Genomic DNA, 18,464 nt, shown 5'->3' on the forward strand with positions numbered 1-18,464 from the left:
CCTTCAGAGCGACGCGAGGCCAGCGGCGTGCGGGTCAACAATCGCGCCGTGACGACGGGTGGCGATCCTCGGCGTCGACGTGGTCGTCCGCACGCCCAGGGCTTCGGCATAGACCTCGACGACCTCGTCGAGGATCTCAGACCAGCGATAGGCGGCGCTGCGTTCCAGCGCCGCCACTCCCAGGCGACGGCGGGTTTCGGGAATGCGGATCAGTTCGCTCAGCGCCTCGCCATAGGCGGCGGGCTGGTCTGAGCAGAGCCGAGCGTTGCGGCCGTGCCGCAACAGGGCGCGGGTGTTGGGTGCGTCGGCGCAGACCATGGCCAGGCCGCAGGCCATGGCTTCCAGATTGACGTTGCCGAAGGTCTCGGTGGTGCTGGGATTGAAGAAGATGTCGCCGCTGGCCAGCGCCGTGGCAAGGGGCTCGCCCGACAGGAAGCCAGTGAAAGCCGCGCCCGGCAGCCGGTCTTCGAACCAGGCGCGAGCAGGTCCATCGCCGATGATAAGCACCTGCGGCCTGTGGCCGGCTACCTCGATCAAACGGATGGCTTCGGCGAAGGCCGCCAGGCCCTTTTCCATGACGATCCGGCCCAGGAACACGATCACCGGGCGGTCGGGATCAAAGCCCTGGTCCAGCCGCCAGGCCTCGCTTCGGCGACCGGGATGGAAGAGGTCCGGATCGACGCCCCGCGCCCAGGTCCGGACCCGCGTGGAGGGGACTTGGGCGCGAAGCTCGTCGCCGATCGCCTCGGTGGGGGCCATGACGTAGTCGCAGGCGCCGTAGAACTTCCACAGTCGCCCGCGCACCAGCGGGCGCAGGCGACCCAGGCCATAGTAGTCGAGATAGGTGTCAAACAGGGTGTGCAGACTGGCGACCACCGGGACCTCCAGTCTGCGGGCGAATTTTAGGGCCGCCGAGCCCAAGAGGTCGGGGGCTGAAAGGTGGATGAGGTCTGGCTTGAAGGCCTCGATGTCTCGTCGCAGGAAGCCAGGCAGGCCCAAGGCCAGGCGGTAATCGCTCCGGAGCGGGATCTTCACCGACGGCACGGAGATGAGTTCGCCGACCGGCTCGAAGGCGGGCTTGGGGGCGGTGGGGGAATAGACCCGTACCTGCGCGCCGATCGTGTCCTGCAGGTGGCCGACCAGGCGGTTCAGCGACTTGTTGGCCCCGTCCAGGGTGTAGTTGTAGTTCCCCGAGAACAACGCGATCCGCAACGGGCGCGCACCATGGGTGTGTATCTGCGCCTTGATGTCCATGCTGGTCCTTCCACGTGTACGCCCCGGTCCCAGCCGACCAAGACGGCGCGCTGGTCCCACCCCCACACGGAATTTCGAAAAATCGGTGAGACCCGCGTCCGACGACGCCGTCCTTGCGTGCAGGCGGCCACCGGCGTCACGGCCGACGATGTCGGACGCGCGGTGGTGCGGGGCTTTTTGAAAGACTACGATGCGGATTGTGGATGTCGCCGAGTTCTATTCGCCCACCGGCGGGGGCGTGCGGACCTATATCGACCGCAAGTTCGAGGCCGCCGCGCAGCTGGGCCATGAGCTGTTCGTGATCGCCCCGGGGCCGTGCGACGGTTTCGAGCCGCGTGCGGCGGGCGGCGTGATCCAGGTCCGCGCGCCCCGCCTCCCGTTCGACGCCAACTACCACATGTTCTGGGACGCCGACCCCGTGCACCGCCAGCTCGACTTCCTGACGCCGGACCTGGTCGAGGCCTCGTCGCCCTGGCGGGGCGCGGGTATCGTCGCCAGCTGGGAGGGGCCGGTCCCACGGGCTATGTTCATGCACGCCGACCCGGTGGCGTCCTACCCCCAGCGATGGCTGGCGCCGATCGCCACGCCTCAGCGGATCGACCAGCTCTTCGGCTGGTTCTGGAGCTATCTGCGCAGGCTCGCGGGCGGCTTTGGCTCCGTTGTCGCGGGCGGACCTTGGCTCGCCGACCGGCTGACGGGGCAGGGCGTGGGCGCGGTGGCCAGCGTGCCGCTCGGCATCGACCGCGGCGCCTTTTCTCCCGGCAAACGGGACGCGGCGCTGCGATCGCGCCTGTTGGCGGCCTGCGCCTGTCCCGATGACGCCAGGCTCGTCCTGGGCGTCGGACGGTTCCATCCGGAAAAGCGTTGGCCGATGGTCATCGAGGCGACCATGCGCGCCCGCGCCGATGCGCCGATCGCTCTCGTCCTGATCGGCGACGGAGTCGATCGCGCCCGGGTGGCCCGCGCCGCGGCCGGCAATCCTCATGTCCGCATTCTGCCGCCGATCCGCGACCGCGATCTGCTGGCCGCCCACCTGGCCAGCGCCGACCTTCTGGTCCACGGCTGCGAGTCCGAGACTTTCGGCCTGATCCCCGCCGAGGCCATGGCCAGCGGTCTTCCGGTCGTCGGCCCCGATCGTGGCGGTTTCGCGCATCTGGCGCAGCCGGCGACCTCGGAGATCTATCGGGCTGGCGACACCGGCTCGGCCGCCGCCGCCATCCGGCGCCTGCTGGCGCGTGATCCTGGCCTCTTGAGGGCCTCGGCCATTACGGCCGCCGCCAGGGTCCGTCGCGACATCGACCACTTCGCCGACCTCTTCGACCACTACGGGGCCGTTGCGGCCGGGGCGCGGGCGTGAGGCGCAAGACCTTGATCGACGAGACGGCGCCGAACGTTGCGGGCAAGACCTCGCGCCTGTGGGGGTGGCTGGGCGGTCTCCTTTCCGCCGGGCTGATCGGCGCCATCGCGGTGCAGCTGGGCGGGGCCAGTGGCGAGGTGCTGAAGGCGATCCGCCAGCTGCCGCTCGGCGTCTGGCCGGCCTTCCTGTTGCTCTATTTGACGCAAACGCTCTTCGACTACGCGATCTTCCGGCGACTCTGGCGCATGCCACTGGCCGGTTTCGAAGCGCTGCTGCGCAAGAACGTCATCAACGAGGTGGTGCTCGGCTACAGCGGCGAGGCCTTCCTCTATGTCTGGGCGCGTCGGGCATCCCGCACCGTGGCCTCGCCCTTCGCCGCGATCAAGGACGCCAACATCGTTTCGGCGCTGATGGGCAACGTCCTCACCCTGGTCCTAGCGCTGGTCAGCGCCACGCAGCTGCAGGACCTCGATTTCGCCCGTCGGCTAGGGCCGGCCCTGTGGTCGGGGCTCATTCCAGTGGCGATCTCGCTGGGGGTCCTTGCCTTTGGGCGCCGCGTGTTCTCGCTGCGCCTCGGCCAGCTCTTCTATGTCGCCGGGGCCTGCGGGGCGCGCCTGACGGTCTGGGCCGGGCTGACGGTGCTGGTGTGGAGCCTGGCGCTGCCCCAGGTCACGCCGGGCTTGTGGGTGGTCCTGCTGGCGATCCGGCTGCTGGTGTCGCGGATTCCGCTGATCTCCAACAAGGATCTCGTGTTTGGCAGTCTGATGCTGCTGCTGCTTGGCGCGCATTCGGCCCTCGCGGTGCTGCTGGCGGCGCTGGCCGTGATGACCCTGGGTCTGCACCTGGCGGTCATCGTCGGGCTCGGCCTGGCCGATCTGGCGCGTGGCCTGCGGCGCGCGGCGATAACGCCGAGCGAGATGGGCCGCGTCGTTGTCGAAAGCAGCGTCCATGACTAGGTGGGGCCTGAAGATTCCGGGGCGGGACATTTGGCGTGTCGGCTTGGTGGAGGCGCCGATCGCGGACGTCGCCCGGCGCGGTTTTCCGGCGAACGCGCCGGTTCACTGGCTTCCGGAGGAGGGCGGGCGGAAGTTCCTGGCCGATCCCTTCGGCGTCTGGCGCGAGGGGCGCCTGCACCTCTTCGTCGAAGCCTATGACTACCAGACCCGGCACGGCGTCATCGAAATGATCGAACTGGACGCGGGCTTTGCGCCTGTCCAGCGCTCGGTGGTTCTCCGCGAGCCCTGGCACCTGTCCTATCCGCAGGTCTTTGAGGCCGAGGGCGAGACCTGGATGCTGCCGGAAGCCTACAAGTCCGGCGTGCTGACGCTCTATCGCGCCGCGGCGTTCCCGCACGTCTGGGAGCCGGTGGTCCGGCTGGAGCTCGACACCCCAGCCATCGACGCCACACCGTTCCGCCACGATGGCCTGTGGTGGCTGGCCTATTCGCCAACCGGGCCGCAGCGCTGGAAGCAGGGACGCCTGCACCTCGCCTTCGCCGAGCGCTTGACCGGCCCCTGGCGCACGCACCCTGGCAATCCGGTCCGCAAGGATCTGTCCTCCGGTCGGCCTGGCGGCACGGCGTGGGTCGAGCACGGTCTACCGCGGTTGCCGATGCAGGACTGCACGCGAACCTACGGCGGCGGCATCCGGTTGCTGACCGTCCTCAGGCTCGACACCACGCGCTTCGAGGCCGAGGCGGCCGCGCCCCTGAGCCTGCCGCCCGGGGCGGGCGCCTATTCGCAAGGGCTGCACACCCTGTCGGCCTGTGGTCCGGTCACCCTGTTCGACGTCAAGCGTATCGATCGCTCGCTGTGGACGCCACGCGCCCGCGAGGCGGCGGCGTAAAATCGGTGAGAGGGTCTTGGGGGCATGGCGTCGTTTGGCCATGCGCATCGGCTTTCTCTTCAATCACGACCAGATCCATCAAGTGGCCCACAGCCTGCCCATCGCCCTGGCGCTGGCGCGGGCGGATCTTGGATTGGAGATCGTGGTGGCGACCACCAACCGGCGTATGACCGCCGAAGTGGTCCGCCTGGGCGGCGGGCTTATCGGCCACGGCATCAACCTGGTGGAGCTGGGTCTAAAGCGGAGGTCGTCGCAGGTCCTGGCCGCCGCCGCCGAAGCGGTGCTGCCGGCGACCAAGCTCCTGGTCTACGGCGACAATCTCGACTTCTTCCGCGCGCTGGACATGCTGGTGGTCGCCGAGAAGACCTCGCTGATCCTCAAGACCCGCTACGGCCTCGATCACCTGAAGATCATCCATACCCGGCACGGGGCCGGCGACCGCGCCATCGGTTTCGACAAGGCCAGCGCCGGCTTCGACCACGTGCTGGTGTCCGGCCGAAAAATCCGCGACCGCCTGGTCGCCGAGGCCGGGGTCGAGCCCGACAGGATTTCCGTCGTTGGATATCCGAAGTTCGATCTGTTGGCGCGAGGTCGGCCGACCCATCCGCTGCTCGACGACGGGCGGCCGGTGGTGCTCTATAATCCGCATGTCTCGCCGCACCTGTCGTCCTGGTACGAGGCGGGCCGGCAGGTGCTGGACTGGTTCGCCGCGCGCGATGACTACCATCTGATCTTCGCGCCGCACGTGATGCTGTTCGAGCGGCCGTTCGTGGTGACCATCGATAAGCTGCGGCTCGACCGCGCCGGCCGGATCGAGGAGCGCTATCTGCGCGCGCCCAACATCCATATCGACCTGGGCAGCCGAGCCTCAACGACCATGGTCTATACCCAGCGCGCCGACATCTATCTCGGGGACGTTTCCAGTCAGGTCTACGAGTTTCTGCTGCGCCCACGCCCTTGCGTCTTCCTCAACACCCATCGCCAGGCCTGGCGGGACGATCCCAACTACGGCCACTGGCGGGCCGGTCCGGTCATCGAGACGCCCGATCAACTGGGCGAGGCTCTGGCCTCGGCCCGCGCCGAGCACGAGGCGCGGTGGCGGCCTGTTCAGCAGGCGATGTTCGCCGAGAGCTTCGATCTCACCGAGGAGCCTTCGGCCGTCCGCGCCGCGCGCGCCGTGGCGCGCCTGGCGGCCCTGGACTGGTCGGCGGCGGCGCTTGTCGAGGCGGAGCGGGCCCATGGCTGAGCTGCGCATCGCCTATGTGATCAACTCGGTCGAGGGCGGCGGCGCCGCCCTGCCGGTCCCCGCCGTGGCGCGCGCCCTGATCGCCCAGGGCGCTCGCCTGGAGGTCTTTGCCCTGACCCGTCGCGATGGGCGGGCGGTGGCGGCCATGGAAGCGGCAGGCCTTACTGTCCACGTGCGGCAGGGCGGGGAGAAGGACCACCGCAAGACCCTGGCCTGGCTTGACGCGCGCCTTCGCGACTGGCGGCCCGACGTGATCTGGACCTCCCTGACCCGGGCCACGCTGCTGGGACAGATCGTCGGCGAACGTCTTGGCGTGCCGGTGGTCAGCTGGCAGCATGCCGCGAAGCTGAAGCTGGCCAACCTTCTGCTGCTGCGCCTGAGACAGGCGCGTTCGCGGCTCTGGGTCGGCGACTCCCACAGCGTCACGGACCTGACCGCCGAGCGCCTAGAGGTCCCGCCGTCGCGCCTGGTCGCCTGGCCGCTCTTTGCCGCCAATCCCGACATGTACCGGGCCTATCCCTGGCGCCCTGGACAGACCCTGGAGCTGGGATCCCTGGGGCGGCTGCATCCGGTGAAGGGCTACGACATCCTGATCGAGGCGTTGCTACGGCTCCAGACCCAGGGCTGCTGTTTCCCGGCCGCGATCCGGGTCCGTATCGCGGGCGAGGGCAGGGCGCGCGCGGCTCTGGAAGAGCGCGCCGAGCGCCATGGCCTGACTTTCATCGAGTTCACCGGCTTTAACGAACGACCCCTCGAGTTCCTGGCCGACCTGCACCTCTACTTGCAGCCATCACGGTCCGAAGGGCTTTGCATCGCCGCCCACGAAGCCATGCAGGCGGGGCTTCCAGTCATCGCCTCCAGCGTTGGCGAGCTGCCCTACAGTATCGAGAACGGCGTGACCGGCCTAACCGTGCCGCCGGGAGATCCTTGGGCGCTGGCCGAAGCGTTGGGCCGCCTCTTGTCGCGCCCCGAGCGCCTGGCCCAGATGGGCGCGGCGGCCCGCACGCGCGTGCTGGAACGCTTCGGGCAAGACGCCTTCGACCGCACCGGCGCGGCGATCTACCAGCGGCTGCCGGGCTTCATCGCCGAGACGGGGCGGGCGCCAGACCGCGCCTCGCGACCGCTGCCGAATCCCGGAGGCCGTCCCTGCGCGTCCTGACCTTCCTGCACAGCTTCGAGCCTGGCGGCGTCGAGCGGATTGCCCTGCGCCTGGTGCGGCAGTGGCGCGCCATGGGTGTCGATGCGCCGCTCTTCATGGGGAGAACCGATGGGGACATGCGCGGCGACGTCGGGGCAGGCCTAGACTTCGTCTCGCCCCATCGGACCCGTCCTTGGACGGCGAGGATGGAAACGCTCTGGATGATCTGGACGCTTCCTGGGGTCGTTCGACGGCTACGCCCTGACATCCTGTTCTGCGCGGGCAACACCTACGCCATCGTGGCGGTGGCCCTGAAGGTCTTGCTGGGGCGGCGCTGCCCACCCATCCTGCTGAAGGTGAGCAACGACCTCGACCGCCAGGACATGCCGGCCTGGTTTTGCGTCTTCTATCGCCTGTGGCTCAAGATCCAGGGGCATTGCCTGGATCACTTCATCGGTATGGAAGCGCCGATGGCTGAAGAGATCCGCGTCGGCCTCGGCGTCTCGGAAGGTCGGATCACCATCATCCCCGATCCCGCCTTGTCCAGGCCGCTGATCGAAGCCTTGCGGACGGGGGGTATGACAGGCGCGCGGCCGGGCCTGGGCGCTGGTCGGCGTTTCGTCAGTATAGGCCGGCTGACGCCGCAGAAGAACATTGGCCTGATGCTCCGGGCCTTCGCGCGCGGCGCGCGGGGAGGCGACACGCTGACGGTGATCGGCGATGGGCCGCAGCGGGCGATGCTCGAAGGTCTCGTGGAAGACCGTGGCCTTGGCGCGCAGGTGAAGTTCCGGGGATATCTGCCTGAGCCGGCATACCTTTTGCCGTCGTTCGATGTCCTGCTCCTATCCTCGGACTACGAGGGCGTGCCCGCCGTCATCCTCGAAGGGCTCGCCGCCGGCCTGGCCATCGTCGCCACCGACTGCAGCCGCAGCATGGCGACCTTGCTGGGTCACGGCGGGATGGGCGCACTCGTCCCGGTGGGCGACGAGCGGGCGCTGGCAGGAGCAATCGCCAGAGCGCGGCCGTTCTGCCAAGATCTGGCGCAGACCCTCGCGCAAGCCCACCGCTTCACGATCGAGGGCGCTTCCCGAGACTATCTACAGGTCATGTCAAAGCTCCGGCGCGTTTCACGGCGGCACGTGCCGAACGCGTTGGAGGTGGCGTCGTAAGCTCGATGTCGCGGCGCGCAGCCGCTCGGTTCTGTATCGGGAGGGCCGATGAATGCGGCGCTCCCTCCAGAGAAGACCAGGGAAGTGTTCGGGTCGGAACTAAGGCGCGCCGTAGTCGAAGCCAGGATCCTTGGCCTTGCCGCCGGCCCCGAACTTCCACGACAGGCTGACGAAGGCCGTGCGACCTAGCTGGCGGCGCTCGAACTGGTCGGAAAGGGTAGGGGTGTCGATCACCGTGCGGTCGCGCTGCCGGTTAAGGAGGTCTGAGACCGTGACCACGGCCGACAGATCGCTCGTCAGCTTGCGCCGATAGCCGAGATTGACGCTGCTGCTGGGCAGGCGGCGGCCCTGAGCGGTCAGGCGCTTGCCGCTGTAGCTGGCGCTGACCTGGAAGAAGTCCTTGGCCGTGGCGGCGTAGTCGAGGCTGGCCTTGCCGGTATAGCCGATGGCCGAGCGCTTTGCGGCAAACCCCAGGTTGGCCGCGTCGATCTGATTGTAGAAGACGTTGGTGCTGAGGTTGTAGCTCACGGCGCTGGCGATCTTGCCGCTGGCCGACAGCTCCACGCCGCCCGATGTGGCCTTGCCCAGGTTCTCCTTGGTGGTCAGCAAAACGGTCGGGCTGATGTAGCGGCTGACGTCGGTCATGCCGTTCAGGCTACGGCGAGCATAGGCCGTCGCCGCCAAGGTCGCGCCGTGCGTCCGGGTCTCGTAGCCGATTTCGAACGCATGGGTCTCCTGGGGCATCAGGTTGGGATTGCCGGCCCGGGCGCTGAAGGCGTCGATGACCACGAAGTAGGGATTGAGATCCTCGGGCTCGGGACGGGCCACGCGCTTGCTATAGCTGAGGCGAAGCTTGCGATCCTCGCCCAGGTCCTTCTCCAGGTGCAGGGTAGGATAGGCGCGGAAGTAGTCGGTGCTGTTCTGCAAGGCGCTCGCAGCTGGTTGGTGTCGATCAGCGTCTCTTCTAGCCGAAGGCCTGCCAGCAGCGTCCAGTCGCCCAGAGGTCGCTCATAGGTCCCGTAGAGAGCGTGGACGGTGCGCTTGTAGAGGAAGCGGTTGGTTTGGGACGGATCGACGACATGCAGGGCGCCGACGATCGTTCCGCCGTAGTTGTCGTAGTCGTCGTTGTCGCGCTGCAAATCATAGCCGAGCTTCAGCTTGGCCCTACCGGGGAGGGCGCCCGAATACTCGGCCGACAGTTCGGTGGTGATCTCGTCGGCGCGCGGGATCAACTCTTCGCGAAGATCTGCCGCGGGGGGCGCGCGGAAGCGGCTGAGATAGGTGCGGCGGCGGTCTTCCTTGGTCTCGCCGCGCTGCAGGTCGAGCGTGAACTCGCCGTCGTTCGCCAGGGTGCGGCGATAGCCGGCGGAGAGCTGGGTGCTGGTCTCGTGGCCGCGTCCCTGGCCCTGCCGGTCGTAGTCCTTCAGCACCGTCCCGCCGGGATCCGCCGCCCGATTGCGTTCGCCGATCGTCAGGGTTTCAGCGCGCCGGTTGTAGCTTGCCGAGCCGCTGATCCGGCTCTTGGCGTCGAGATCGTAGTCGAAGCCGGCCGAGACGATCTTGGAATCGCGCTGCTGGTCGCTGACCACCGTCTGGTCGCTGGCGGCCGCGCCGCCGGCGACGGCGTCGCGGCGCACGCGGTGGTCAGTGGTGGTGCGCTTGCGGGTCTCGTGGCGCAGTGAGGCCGAGCCGAAGAGGTTGAGGGCCCCAGACTTGTAGGCGGCGGTGGCGCCGAGATTGTAGCGACCTTCCGTGCCCAGGCTCGCCTGCGCCGTACCAGAGCGCCCAGGACGGCGATTTTTCTTGGTGACGATGTTGATGATGCCCGACGCGCCGTCCGGCTTGAACTGGGCCGAGGGGTTGGTGATCACCTCGATCGACTCGATGCTGTCGGCTGGCATCTGCTGCAGGATGGCCCCGCGATTGGCCGCCGACATCATGGTCGAGGGCTTGCCGTCGATCAGCACCTGAACGTTGCTGTCGCCGCGCAGGGAGAGGTTGCCCAGCACGTCGACCTCGACGGAGGGCAGGTTGCGCAACACGTCGCCGACCGAGCCGGCGCTGGCCTGCAGGTCATGGGCGACCGAATAGGTCCGCCGGTCGATGGAGGTTGCTTGCGCCGGCTTCTGGGCGGTGATCACCACGCCCTCGACCGCCGTGGGCGCAGGAACTGTCTGCTGGGCCAGGGCGATCGCGCCGGGGGCGCCGCTGGCCGCCAGGGCCGCCATCAGAGTCTTGCGCATTGAAATGTCCCGCCCAGCCAAACTGCAGCGGGTATCGTCGGCGGCGTCTTCCCGGCCCATGACGACGAGATTGATAATTCCCAACCTCGACACCGCGCGATTGGGAATCGGTAATGTCGTGGCCATCGTGGACGAATGCGGGCCGGCGCATCGTGGGGGTCAGTCGGATCCTTGAAGGGTCCTCTTGAAAAGGAAGTCGCCCATGAAGAAGCTGATCATCGTCGCGGCCCTGATCGCCGCCGCCACGCCGGTCCTGGCTGAAACGGCCAAGACCTTCACCGGTCACGAGCTGGCCAAGTCGGCCAAGGTTTCGATGCAGCAGGCCGAGGCCATCGCCCTGAAGGCGCGTCCGGGCACGATCAAGGATCGCGAGCTGGAAAAGGAAAAGGGCGGCAGCGGCCTGCGCTACACGTTCGACCTCGTCGGAACCGACGGCAAGAAGTACGAAGTCGGTATCGACGCCGCCGACGGCAAGATCCTCGAGAACGGCCTCGACAACGACAAGGACTAAGCGGTCCTCCGGGAGCACGATGACGGCATGAAGATATTGCTGGTCGAGGACGACAAGGAAGCGGCGGCCTATCTGCGGCGCGCCTTGTCGGAAGCCGGGCACACCATGGACCACGCGGCCACGGGTCGCGAGGGCCTGATGCTGGCCGCCGGCGAACCCTATGACGTCATCGTGCTCGATCGCATGCTGCCCCAGCTCGACGGCCTGGCCATCCTGCGCACCATCCGCTCGGCGGGCGTCAAGACGCCCGTCCTGCTGCTGACCGCGCTGGGCGGCATCGACGACCGCGTCGAGGGGCTGGAAGCGGGCGGCGACGACTATCTGGTCAAGCCGTTCGCTTTCGCCGAGTTCCTGGCCCGGGTGAACGCCTTGGCGCGTCGGCCGCCGCCTCAGGAGATGGTCTCGGCCCTGCAGGTGGCCGACCTGCGTCTGGACCTGCTGAAGCGATCGGTCACCCGGGGCGGGCAGCGCATCGACCTGCAGCCGCGCGAGTTCCAGCTCCTGGAATATCTGATGCGCAATGCAGGCCGGGTCGTCACCCGCACCATGCTGCTGGAGAGCATCTGGGAGTTCCACTTCGACCCCAAGACCAACATCGTCGAGACCCACATGAGCCGGCTGCGCGGCAAGGTCGATCGGGGCCAGCCGCAGGAACTGATCCACACGGTGCGCGGCGCCGGCTATTGTCTGCGCGAGCCCGACTAGGTGCTGCGCTCAACCAGCCTGCGCCTGGCCGTTCTCTACACCCTGGGGTTCGCGCTCTCGGTGGTGCTGCTGGGCGCGCTGACCCTCTACAGCACCCGTGCGGCCCTGTCGGAGCAGTTCGACGCCCGCATCCGCGCGGAAGCCGCCGCCCTGACCCAGGAGTTCGCCACCGAGGGCCTGGACGGCGTCGTCCAGGCGGTGCGCGAGCGCGACCGTACGCCTGGCGCGCTGGACTATGGCCTGATCGGACCTGACGGCCGACCGCTGGCCGGGCGCTTTCCAAGCTCGGCGGCCAAGCCGGGCTGGGCGACCCTGGCTGCCCCTCAGCGCGATGGCGAGGTCGAGCCGGTCCGTGTGCTCACCACGCCGCTGCCCGGCGGCTATCACCTGATCGTCGGCGACGACGAAGAGCGCATCGAGGCGCTGGACACCGTCGTGCTGCAGGGGTTTGCCGGCGCCCTGATCGGGGTGGTGATCCTGGGCGTCGTGGGCGGGCTGGCCTTCAGCCGCGACGTCCATCGGCGGCTCTCGGCGATCTCGGGCACGGCCGAGGCGATCATTGACGGGGATCTCACCCGGCGGGTGCCGGCGCGAGGATCCAGCGACGACATCGATCGCCTGGCCCATACCTTTAACCGCATGCTCGACCGCATTGGCGCCCTGATGGAGAGCTTGCGCCAGGTTTCCAACGACGTGGCCCACGACCTGCGGACCCCCCTGACACGCCTGCGCCAGCGGCTGGAGGCGGCCCAGAGCGCGCCGGCCGAGCAAGCCGAGGCCATAGACGGGGCCCTGAGCGATCTCGACTCCATCCTGGAGACCTTCGCGGCCCTGCTGCGCATCGCGCAGATCGAGGGCGGCGCGCGGCGCGCGGCGTTTCGGCAGGTGCGGCTGCGCGATCTGGCCGCCACCGTCGTCGACGCCTTCGCGCCCTCGGCCGAGGAGGGGGGGCGATCCCTGCGGCTGGAGGCCGGCGAAGACCTCGTCATTGAGGGCGACACTGAGCTGCTGACCCAGATGTTGGTCAATCTGGTCGAGAACGCACTGCGCCATACAGGCGAGGGCGCTCAGGTGCGAGTCGGCATCGACCTGGTCGACCGGGCGCCGGTCCTGTGGGTCGCCGACAACGGCCCCGGCGTCCCGACCGGCGAGCACGCGCGGCTGTTCGACCGCTTCTACCGGCTGGAGCGCAGCCGCTCCGCGCCGGGCAGCGGCCTGGGCCTGGCCTTGGTCGCCGCCGTCGCCAAGCTGCACGAGGCAAGCGTCCGGCTGAGCGACGCCGAGCCGGGGCTGCGGGCCGAGGTCGTGTTCCTGCGGTGACCTGTCGCGGCAAGATTGGGAATTCGCAATCTACCGGCCATGCGACCGACAAGGGCCGCAGTCTAAGCCGGAGGGATCGAGGAGATCCGGATGAGCACCCCTCCGCATTGCAGATCCGCCGGGCAGTGGACGCCGGTCTTGGCCCTGGCCGGCGCGGCCCTAACCTTGTCGGCCTGTGTGGCCTATGCGCCCGCGCCGGTGAGGCTGGACGCCTATCCAGACCGTCGCGCGGCGACGCAATTGTCCGCACCAGCCGACGGCCACGACTGGACCGGCGCGGAGCTGCTGGCCGAGGCGCTTCGCAACAACCCCGCTGTCGCCGAGGCGGCGGCGAAATACCGGACGGCGCGGGCGGCGGCCAAGGTCTCGCACGTGCCGCCTCCGGCGAGCCTGACCCTGACGGCCGAATACGCAAAGTCCGAGCCCAAGCAGTGGCTTTACGGCGCGACGTCTGACATCCCACTGGACATCGGCGGCCGCCGCCAGACGCGGATCGACGCCGCCGATCTGGCCGCGTTGCAGGCGCTCTACGACTACGGCGAGGCGGTCTGGACCATTCGCACGGCCCTGGCAAAGGCGCGGACCGAACGGGCCTTCGCCGACGCGGAGGTCGCCCAGGCTCGCGAGGTCGAGGTCGTGCGCCAGACCCGCGCCGATCGCCTGGACCGCCGTGTCGCCGCCGGCGAGGACGACCGCAGCCTGGCTCTGACCGCTCGTGGCGAGCTGGAGACGGCCCGCCGCCGGGTGAGCGACGCCCAGAGCCGACGCGCCGCCGCCGATGCGGCCATGGCCGGAGCGCTGGGCGTTCCGGTCTTGGCGGTGCGCGACCTGCGTCTGGCGCCGGCCACCACCATGCCGAACACGCTCGACGTTCCGGCCGCCGCGCGGGCCGCCGCCTTGACCCGGCGCGACGTCTTGCGCGCGGTGGTCGACTACGATCTGGCTGAAGGCGCGCTGCGGCTGGAGATCGCCAAGCAGTATCCCGAGGTCCGGATCGGACCCGGCTACACCTATGACCACGGCGTGGCCAAGCTGCCGTTCAACCTGGCCCTGACCTTACCGCCACAGGACTTGAACCGTGCGGCCATCGCTCAGGCCGAGGCCAAGCGGGCCGAAGCTGGCCGATCGCTGGAAGCCGTCCAAGCCGCGGCGCTCACGGCCGTCGACGCCGCCGAGGCGGCCACGACGGCGGCCCGCGTCGCCGCGAACCAAGTCCAGTCGCGTGACATCCCCAATGCCGACGCCTTGGCGGCGACGACCGCGCGCAGCCTTGCGGCCGGCGCCGCCGACCGCGTCGACGACCTGGGTGCGCGCGCCCTGGCGCTGGAGACGCGGCTTACCCTGCTCGACGCCCGCAAGGCCCAGGCCTTGGCCGAGATCGATCTGGAGGACGCCCTGCGCGCGCCCTTCGACCCGGCCGAACTCATCCTGCTCGAAACCACGTCCCGCACCCTAGGAGACGGACAATGAAGCTTGGCGCGAAAACCAGTGTCTTGGTGGCCCTGATGGCGACCGCCCTTGCCGGCCAGGCCTTCGCGGGTGTCGAGCTGGACGCGGCGACTCAGAAGCGACTGGGCGTGGCGGTCGCTCCGCTGGCGGCGGCGCGCTACGCCGGGACGATCAACGGCTTTGCCCGCGTGCTCGACCCGGTGCCGCTCGCGACCCTCGATAGCGACCTGCTCGCCGCTCAGGCGGCCGTGCGAGCCTCGGCGGCTGAAGCGATGCGGACCAAGGCCCTGGCGGCTGCCGACGCCACCATCTCCGTCAAGACCGCCCAGGCCGCCCAGGCCCAGGCGAACGCCGACGCCGCCAAGCTGACCTTGCTGCGCCGTCGGGTTGGGCTGGAATGGGGCTCAGCCTTCATGGCCGACGGCGCCAGGGCGCGGTTGCTGGCCGATCTGGCGGCTGGTCGCGCGGCCCTGGTGCGGATCGACGCGCCGGCCGGTGCGGCAGGGGCCCGGAGCGTCCAACTGGAGCTCAGCGGTGGTGAGCATCTCGCCGTGATCCTACTCGGTTCGGCGCGGACGGCCGACACCCGCCTGCAATCGGGCGGCCTGATCGGAGTCGTGCGCGGCCCGGCCGCCAGCCGGCTGGCGGCAGGCCTCACAGCGCCGGCGGTGCTGAGCGGACCGGTGGGAACCACGGGCGTCCTCGCCCCGCGCTCGGCGGTGATGCGCGCCCAGGGCAAGGTCTTCGTCTATGTCCGCCAGGACTCCACCCACTTCGAACGCCGGGTCCTGAGCGGCGTCGTCCCACAGGCCGAAGGCCTGTTCGCCGCCGGTGGCGCGAAGGCGGGCGAGCCGGTGGCAGTGTCCGGCGCGGCCGCGATCTTCGCAGCCGAGAACGCCCCCAAGGCAAAGGACTGATCCGATGCTCAGCGCCATCGTCCGTTGGTGCCTGGAAAGGCCGCGTCTGGTCGCGCTCGGCGCGGCCCTGCTGCTGATCTATGGCGGCGTGGTTCTCACCCACGCCAAGTTTGACGTCTTCCCCGAGTTCGTCCCCGCCCAGGCCGAGATCTCGACCGAGGCGCCCGGTTTGACCGCACAGCAGGTCGAGCAGTTGGTCACTCGGCCCGTCGAGCAGGCCGTCAACGGCGCCTCGGGCGTCGAGACCGTGCGCTCGGAGTCCCAGCAGGGCCTGTCTTCGGTCAGTGTCGTCTTCAAGGAAGGCTCCGATCCTTACCGGGCCCGCCAGGTGGTGGCCGAGGCGCTGGGCGAAGTCGCCGGCAGCCTGCCGGCGGGCGTGGCCGCGCCCAAGGTCGCGCCACTGACCTCCTCGACCATGGACCTCTTGAAGATCGGCTTCACCTCCGAGCGCTTGTCGCCGATGGAACTTCGCGATCTGGTCCAGTGGACGATCCGGCCGCGCCTGCTGGCGGCCGCCGGCGTGGCTCGCGCCACGGTCTATGGCGGCGAGGCCCGCCGCTTCGAAGTCCGCGCCCGACCCGACGACCTGGCGGCCCGCGACCTGTCGCTGTCGGACCTTGTCACGGCCGTCAAGGCGGCGACCGGCGTCAGCGGCGGCGGCTTCATCGACACGCCTGAGCAGCGAATCCTTATCGACGCGCGCGGCCAGGCCCTGACTCCCGCCGACATCGGCGCCGCTCCGATCCCGAGTTCCGCCGCTGGCGCGCCGGTCCGTGTCAGCGACGTCGCCGACGTGGTCGACGCCCCAGCGCCGGACGTCGGCGAGGCGGTGATCATGGGCAAGCCTGGCGTGCTGATCAGCCTGTCCAGCCAGTACGGGGCCAATACCCTCGACGCCACCCACGCCGTCGAGGCGGCGATGGAAGAGCTGAAGCCGGCCCTCGACAGCCAAGGCGTCAAGGTGTTCGCCGACCTGCACCGGCCGGCCAACTTCATCTCCGCCGCGCTCGGCGGCATCACCGAGGATCTGGTGATCGGCGCGGTGCTGATCGCGCTGGTCCTCCTACTGTTCATGCGCAATCTGCGCGCGGTGCTGGTCTCGTTCATCTCGATACCGCTGTCGCTGCTGACGGCGGTGATCGTGCTGGACGCCCTGGGCTGGACCATCAACACCATGACCCTGGGCGGCCTGGCCGTGGCGCTGGGCGTGGTGGTCGACGACGCCGTCATCGATGTCGAGAACATCGTCCGCCGCCTGCGCGGGCGCGGCGAAGCGCCAGCCGTGGAGGTCGTGCTCGGCGCCTCGCTCGAGGTGCGCGCGCCAGTCATCTACGCCACGGTCGTGGTGGCCTTGGTGCTGGCGCCGGTGCTGATGTTGGGCGGTCTGCAGGGTGCGTTCTTCTCGCCCCTCGCGGCGGCCTTCATCCTGGCGACGGCCGCGTCCCTGGCCGTGGCCGTGGTCGTCACCCCGCCGCTGGCCCTGCTGTTGCTGGGTAACGCCCATGTTCCTGAGGAGCCGAAGGCGCTCGAGCGGGCCAAGGTCTGGCACGAGGGCGTCCTGGTCCGCGCCAGCGGCCGGCCGGGCCTGGCCGTCATCGGGGTCATCGCCGCCGCGGCGGTCACCGGCGCCGGCTTCATGCTGTTCAATTCCGAGCTGCTGCCCAATTTCCGCGAAGGCCACTTCGTGCTCGGCGTCGCCGGTCCGCCGGGAACCTCCCTGGGCGTCATGCGCAAGTACGGGGAGGGGATCACCCGTGACCTCCTGGCCGTCGACGGCGTCCAGAGTGTCGAGCAGCAGATCGGCCGCGCCTCGGGCGGCGAGGACGCCTTCGGGACCGAGCGCAGCGAATTCCACGTCGAACTGAAACCCAAGCTTTCCGGCAAGGATCAGGACCGTGTTCAGGAGGATATCCACAAGGTCCTCGACAGCTATCCGGGCCTGGAGACCGAGGTGCTGACCTTCTTAGGCGATCGCATCGGCGAGTCCCTGTCGGGCGAGACCGCGTCCCTGGCCGTCGGCGTCTACGGCGCCGATCTCGACACGCTGGACAAGACCGCCGCCGACATCGCCGCGGTGATGGAGAAGGTCCCTGGCGCGACCGATGTGAAGATCCAGATTCCGCCCAGCACGCCCGTGGTCCGCGTCGATCTCAACCTGCCGAGCCTGGCTCGCTATGGCCTCGCCCCGGCCGAGGTTCTGGACGCCATTCAGACGGCCTATCAGGGCGCGGTGGCGGCCCAGGTGTACCAAGAGAGCCGCGCGCTCGACATCGCCGTGACGACGCCGCCGGAGGTTCGCCAGGACCCCGAGGCCGTGGGCGAGCTGCTGATCCGCGCCCAAGGCGGCCAGGTCGTGGCGCTGAAGGACATCGCCAAGGTCTGGCTGACCGACGGCCGCACCAGCATCGCCCACGAGGGCGGGCGACCGCGCCAGGTGGTGACGGCCAATCCCGCGCCCAAGGACGCCGCCAAGGTGACCAAGGCCGTGCAGGACGCCATCGCCAAATCGGTGAAGCTGCCGCCCGGCGTCTACCTCGACTATGCCGGGACGGCCGAGGGCGCGGCCAACGCCCAGCGCCAGCTATTGTTTAATGTCGCCATCGCCGTGATCGGCGTGGTGGCGGTGCTGCTGATCACTTTCCGCAGCGGCCGGTCTGTTGGCCTGATCCTGGCCTCGGCGCCGTTCGCCCTGGTCGGCGGGGTCGTCGCCGTAGCTCTGACAGGCGCTAGCCTGTCCCTAGGCTCGCTGGTCGGCTTCGTGACCTTGTTCGGGGTGGCGGCGCGTAACGCCATCCTGCTGGTGTCGCACCTGGACCATCTGGTGCTCGTCGAGGGCGAGGCCTGGTCGCTGGGCGCCATCGCCCGGGCGACGCGCGAGCGGGTGACGCCGATCCTGATGACCGCTCTGGTCACCGCCCTCGGCGTCCTGCCGTTGGCGATCCAGACCGGGCAGGCAGGCCGCGAGATTCAGGGACCGATGGCTATTGTCATCCTGGGCGGTCTGATCACCTCGACCATCGCCAGCCTCGTCGTCCTGCCCAGCCTGATCTGGCGCTTTGGCCGGCCTCCGGTGTCGGGCGCTCCCGCCTGACCGCGCAGCCAGTTCCTCCCTCCTGGCTGCGACCCGGCGCGCGCTGAGCCCAAGCGCGCGCCGGGCTAGCGGATCTCATTCGCCGTTCAAAAGGGCGATCCACGCTGCTGATCAACAAAGGTCGCACGCACCTTCTGACCTGGTTTGAGGTCTTCAAGCGTGATGACCATCCGGCTTGGGCGACTTCAGACAGGTTCCAAGCAATCGCGACGAACGATC

Annotated in this window: 14 protein-coding genes and 1 pseudogene; 12 read left to right on the plus strand and 3 right to left on the minus strand. The window is 69.2% G+C overall.

Annotation, left to right across the window (positions count from 1 at the left end; translation table 11 throughout):
* Window positions 1-3: 3 nt before the first annotated feature.
* Window positions 4-1,254, minus strand: coding sequence for a glycosyltransferase family 4 protein (locus AC07R7_RS23730; protein WP_099503430.1), 1,251 nt, complete (start codon window positions 1,252-1,254; stop codon window positions 4-6).
* Between the two features lie 190 nt (window positions 1,255-1,444).
* On the opposite strand from AC07R7_RS23730, the gene AC07R7_RS23735 reads away from it, so the two are divergent.
* Genes AC07R7_RS23735 through AC07R7_RS23760 form a run of 6 tightly spaced genes read left to right on the plus strand, consistent with a single transcriptional unit; the run spans window position 1,445 to window position 8,009 of the window.
* Entirely contained in the window at window positions 1,445-2,611 is a 1,167-nt protein-coding gene (locus AC07R7_RS23735) for a glycosyltransferase (RefSeq protein ID WP_099503432.1), read from the plus strand.
* The gene (locus AC07R7_RS23740) at window positions 2,608-3,567 is read left to right on the plus strand and encodes a hypothetical protein (RefSeq protein ID WP_494636805.1); all 960 of its coding nucleotides are present in this window, start codon (window positions 2,608-2,610) and stop codon (window positions 3,565-3,567) included. Before AC07R7_RS23735 ends, AC07R7_RS23740 begins: the two co-directional genes overlap by 4 nt.
* Window positions 3,560-4,456, plus strand: coding sequence for a glucosamine inositolphosphorylceramide transferase family protein (locus tag AC07R7_RS23745; RefSeq protein ID WP_494636806.1), 897 nt, complete (start codon window positions 3,560-3,562; stop codon window positions 4,454-4,456). The genes AC07R7_RS23740 and AC07R7_RS23745 overlap by 8 nt, the downstream gene beginning before the upstream one ends.
* 40 nt (window positions 4,457-4,496) lie before the next feature.
* Window positions 4,497-5,702 carry a CDP-glycerol glycerophosphotransferase family protein gene (locus AC07R7_RS23750; protein ID WP_494636807.1) on the plus strand — a complete coding sequence of 402 codons (1,206 nt, stop codon included), beginning with the start codon at window positions 4,497-4,499 and terminating at the stop codon, window positions 5,700-5,702.
* Window positions 5,695-6,861 (plus strand): glycosyltransferase family 4 protein, encoded by a 1,167-nt coding sequence (locus AC07R7_RS23755; protein ID WP_246842019.1) that lies wholly within the window; start codon window positions 5,695-5,697, stop codon window positions 6,859-6,861. Before AC07R7_RS23750 ends, AC07R7_RS23755 begins: the two co-directional genes overlap by 8 nt.
* Before the next feature lie 5 nt (window positions 6,862-6,866).
* A complete protein-coding gene (locus tag AC07R7_RS23760) occupies window positions 6,867-8,009 on the plus strand; it encodes a glycosyltransferase (protein WP_492888675.1) in 1,143 nt (380 codons plus the stop codon).
* Window positions 8,010-8,108: 99 nt separating this feature from the next.
* Here the strand turns inward: AC07R7_RS23760 and AC07R7_RS23765 are convergent, their stop codons facing one another.
* Together AC07R7_RS23765 and AC07R7_RS23770 are read right to left on the minus strand one after the other, a co-directional pair.
* Complete coding sequence (locus AC07R7_RS23765; protein ID WP_256371364.1) at window positions 8,109-8,936, minus strand: outer membrane beta-barrel family protein; 828 nt, start codon at window positions 8,934-8,936, stop codon at window positions 8,109-8,111.
* 20 nt (window positions 8,937-8,956) lie between these two features.
* Window positions 8,957-10,378 (minus strand): annotated as a pseudogene (locus tag AC07R7_RS23770) (TonB-dependent receptor); the annotation flags it as partial.
* A gap of 76 nt (window positions 10,379-10,454) precedes the next feature.
* Between AC07R7_RS23770 and AC07R7_RS23775 the strand changes: the two are divergent.
* The 6 genes from AC07R7_RS23775 to AC07R7_RS23800 all read left to right on the plus strand — a co-directional run bounded on the left by AC07R7_RS23775 (window position 10,455) and on the right by AC07R7_RS23800 (window position 18,245).
* The gene (locus AC07R7_RS23775; RefSeq protein ID WP_099503445.1) at window positions 10,455-10,763 is read left to right on the plus strand and encodes a PepSY domain-containing protein; all 309 of its coding nucleotides are present in this window, start codon (window positions 10,455-10,457) and stop codon (window positions 10,761-10,763) included.
* A gap of 27 nt (window positions 10,764-10,790) precedes the next feature.
* Complete coding sequence (locus AC07R7_RS23780) at window positions 10,791-11,468, plus strand: winged helix-turn-helix domain-containing protein (RefSeq protein WP_099503447.1); 678 nt, start codon at window positions 10,791-10,793, stop codon at window positions 11,466-11,468.
* Window positions 11,469-12,788 carry a sensor histidine kinase gene (locus tag AC07R7_RS23785; protein WP_099503449.1) on the plus strand — a complete coding sequence of 440 codons (1,320 nt, stop codon included), beginning with the start codon at window positions 11,469-11,471 and terminating at the stop codon, window positions 12,786-12,788.
* Between the two features lie 90 nt (window positions 12,789-12,878).
* The gene (locus AC07R7_RS23790; protein WP_492888646.1) at window positions 12,879-14,258 is read left to right on the plus strand and encodes a TolC family protein; all 1,380 of its coding nucleotides are present in this window, start codon (window positions 12,879-12,881) and stop codon (window positions 14,256-14,258) included.
* Entirely contained in the window at window positions 14,255-15,154 is a 900-nt protein-coding gene (locus AC07R7_RS23795) for an efflux RND transporter periplasmic adaptor subunit (protein ID WP_099503453.1), read from the plus strand. Before AC07R7_RS23790 ends, AC07R7_RS23795 begins: the two co-directional genes overlap by 4 nt.
* A gap of 4 nt (window positions 15,155-15,158) precedes the next feature.
* Complete coding sequence (locus tag AC07R7_RS23800) at window positions 15,159-18,245, plus strand: efflux RND transporter permease subunit (protein ID WP_099503455.1); 3,087 nt, start codon at window positions 15,159-15,161, stop codon at window positions 18,243-18,245.
* The last annotated feature ends 219 nt before the right edge of the window (window positions 18,246-18,464 follow it).

Source organism: Caulobacter sp. GW821-FHT05F04 (genome assembly GCF_059419665.1).

Excerpts from the sequence above, each read along its gene's own strand:
- AC07R7_RS23750 (WP_494636807.1), top strand. The coding sequence starts at position 4,497 with ATGCGCATCGGCTTTCTCTTCAATCACGACCAGATCCATCAAGTGGCC.
- AC07R7_RS23780 (WP_099503447.1), top strand. The coding sequence starts at position 10,791 with ATGAAGATATTGCTGGTCGAGGACGACAAGGAAGCGGCGGCCTATCTG.
- AC07R7_RS23745 (WP_494636806.1), top strand. The coding sequence starts at position 3,560 with ATGACTAGGTGGGGCCTGAAGATTCCGGGGCGGGACATTTGGCGTGTC.
- AC07R7_RS23735 (WP_099503432.1), top strand. The coding sequence starts at position 1,445 with ATGCGGATTGTGGATGTCGCCGAGTTCTATTCGCCCACCGGCGGGGGC.
- AC07R7_RS23755 (WP_246842019.1), top strand. The coding sequence starts at position 5,695 with ATGGCTGAGCTGCGCATCGCCTATGTGATCAACTCGGTCGAGGGCGGC.
- AC07R7_RS23775 (WP_099503445.1), top strand. The coding sequence starts at position 10,455 with ATGAAGAAGCTGATCATCGTCGCGGCCCTGATCGCCGCCGCCACGCCG.
- AC07R7_RS23790 (WP_492888646.1), top strand. The coding sequence starts at position 12,879 with ATGAGCACCCCTCCGCATTGCAGATCCGCCGGGCAGTGGACGCCGGTC.
- AC07R7_RS23730 (WP_099503430.1), bottom strand. The coding sequence starts at position 1,254 with ATGGACATCAAGGCGCAGATACACACCCATGGTGCGCGCCCGTTGCGG.
- AC07R7_RS23800 (WP_099503455.1), top strand. The coding sequence starts at position 15,159 with ATGCTCAGCGCCATCGTCCGTTGGTGCCTGGAAAGGCCGCGTCTGGTC.
- AC07R7_RS23795 (WP_099503453.1), top strand. The coding sequence starts at position 14,255 with ATGAAGCTTGGCGCGAAAACCAGTGTCTTGGTGGCCCTGATGGCGACC.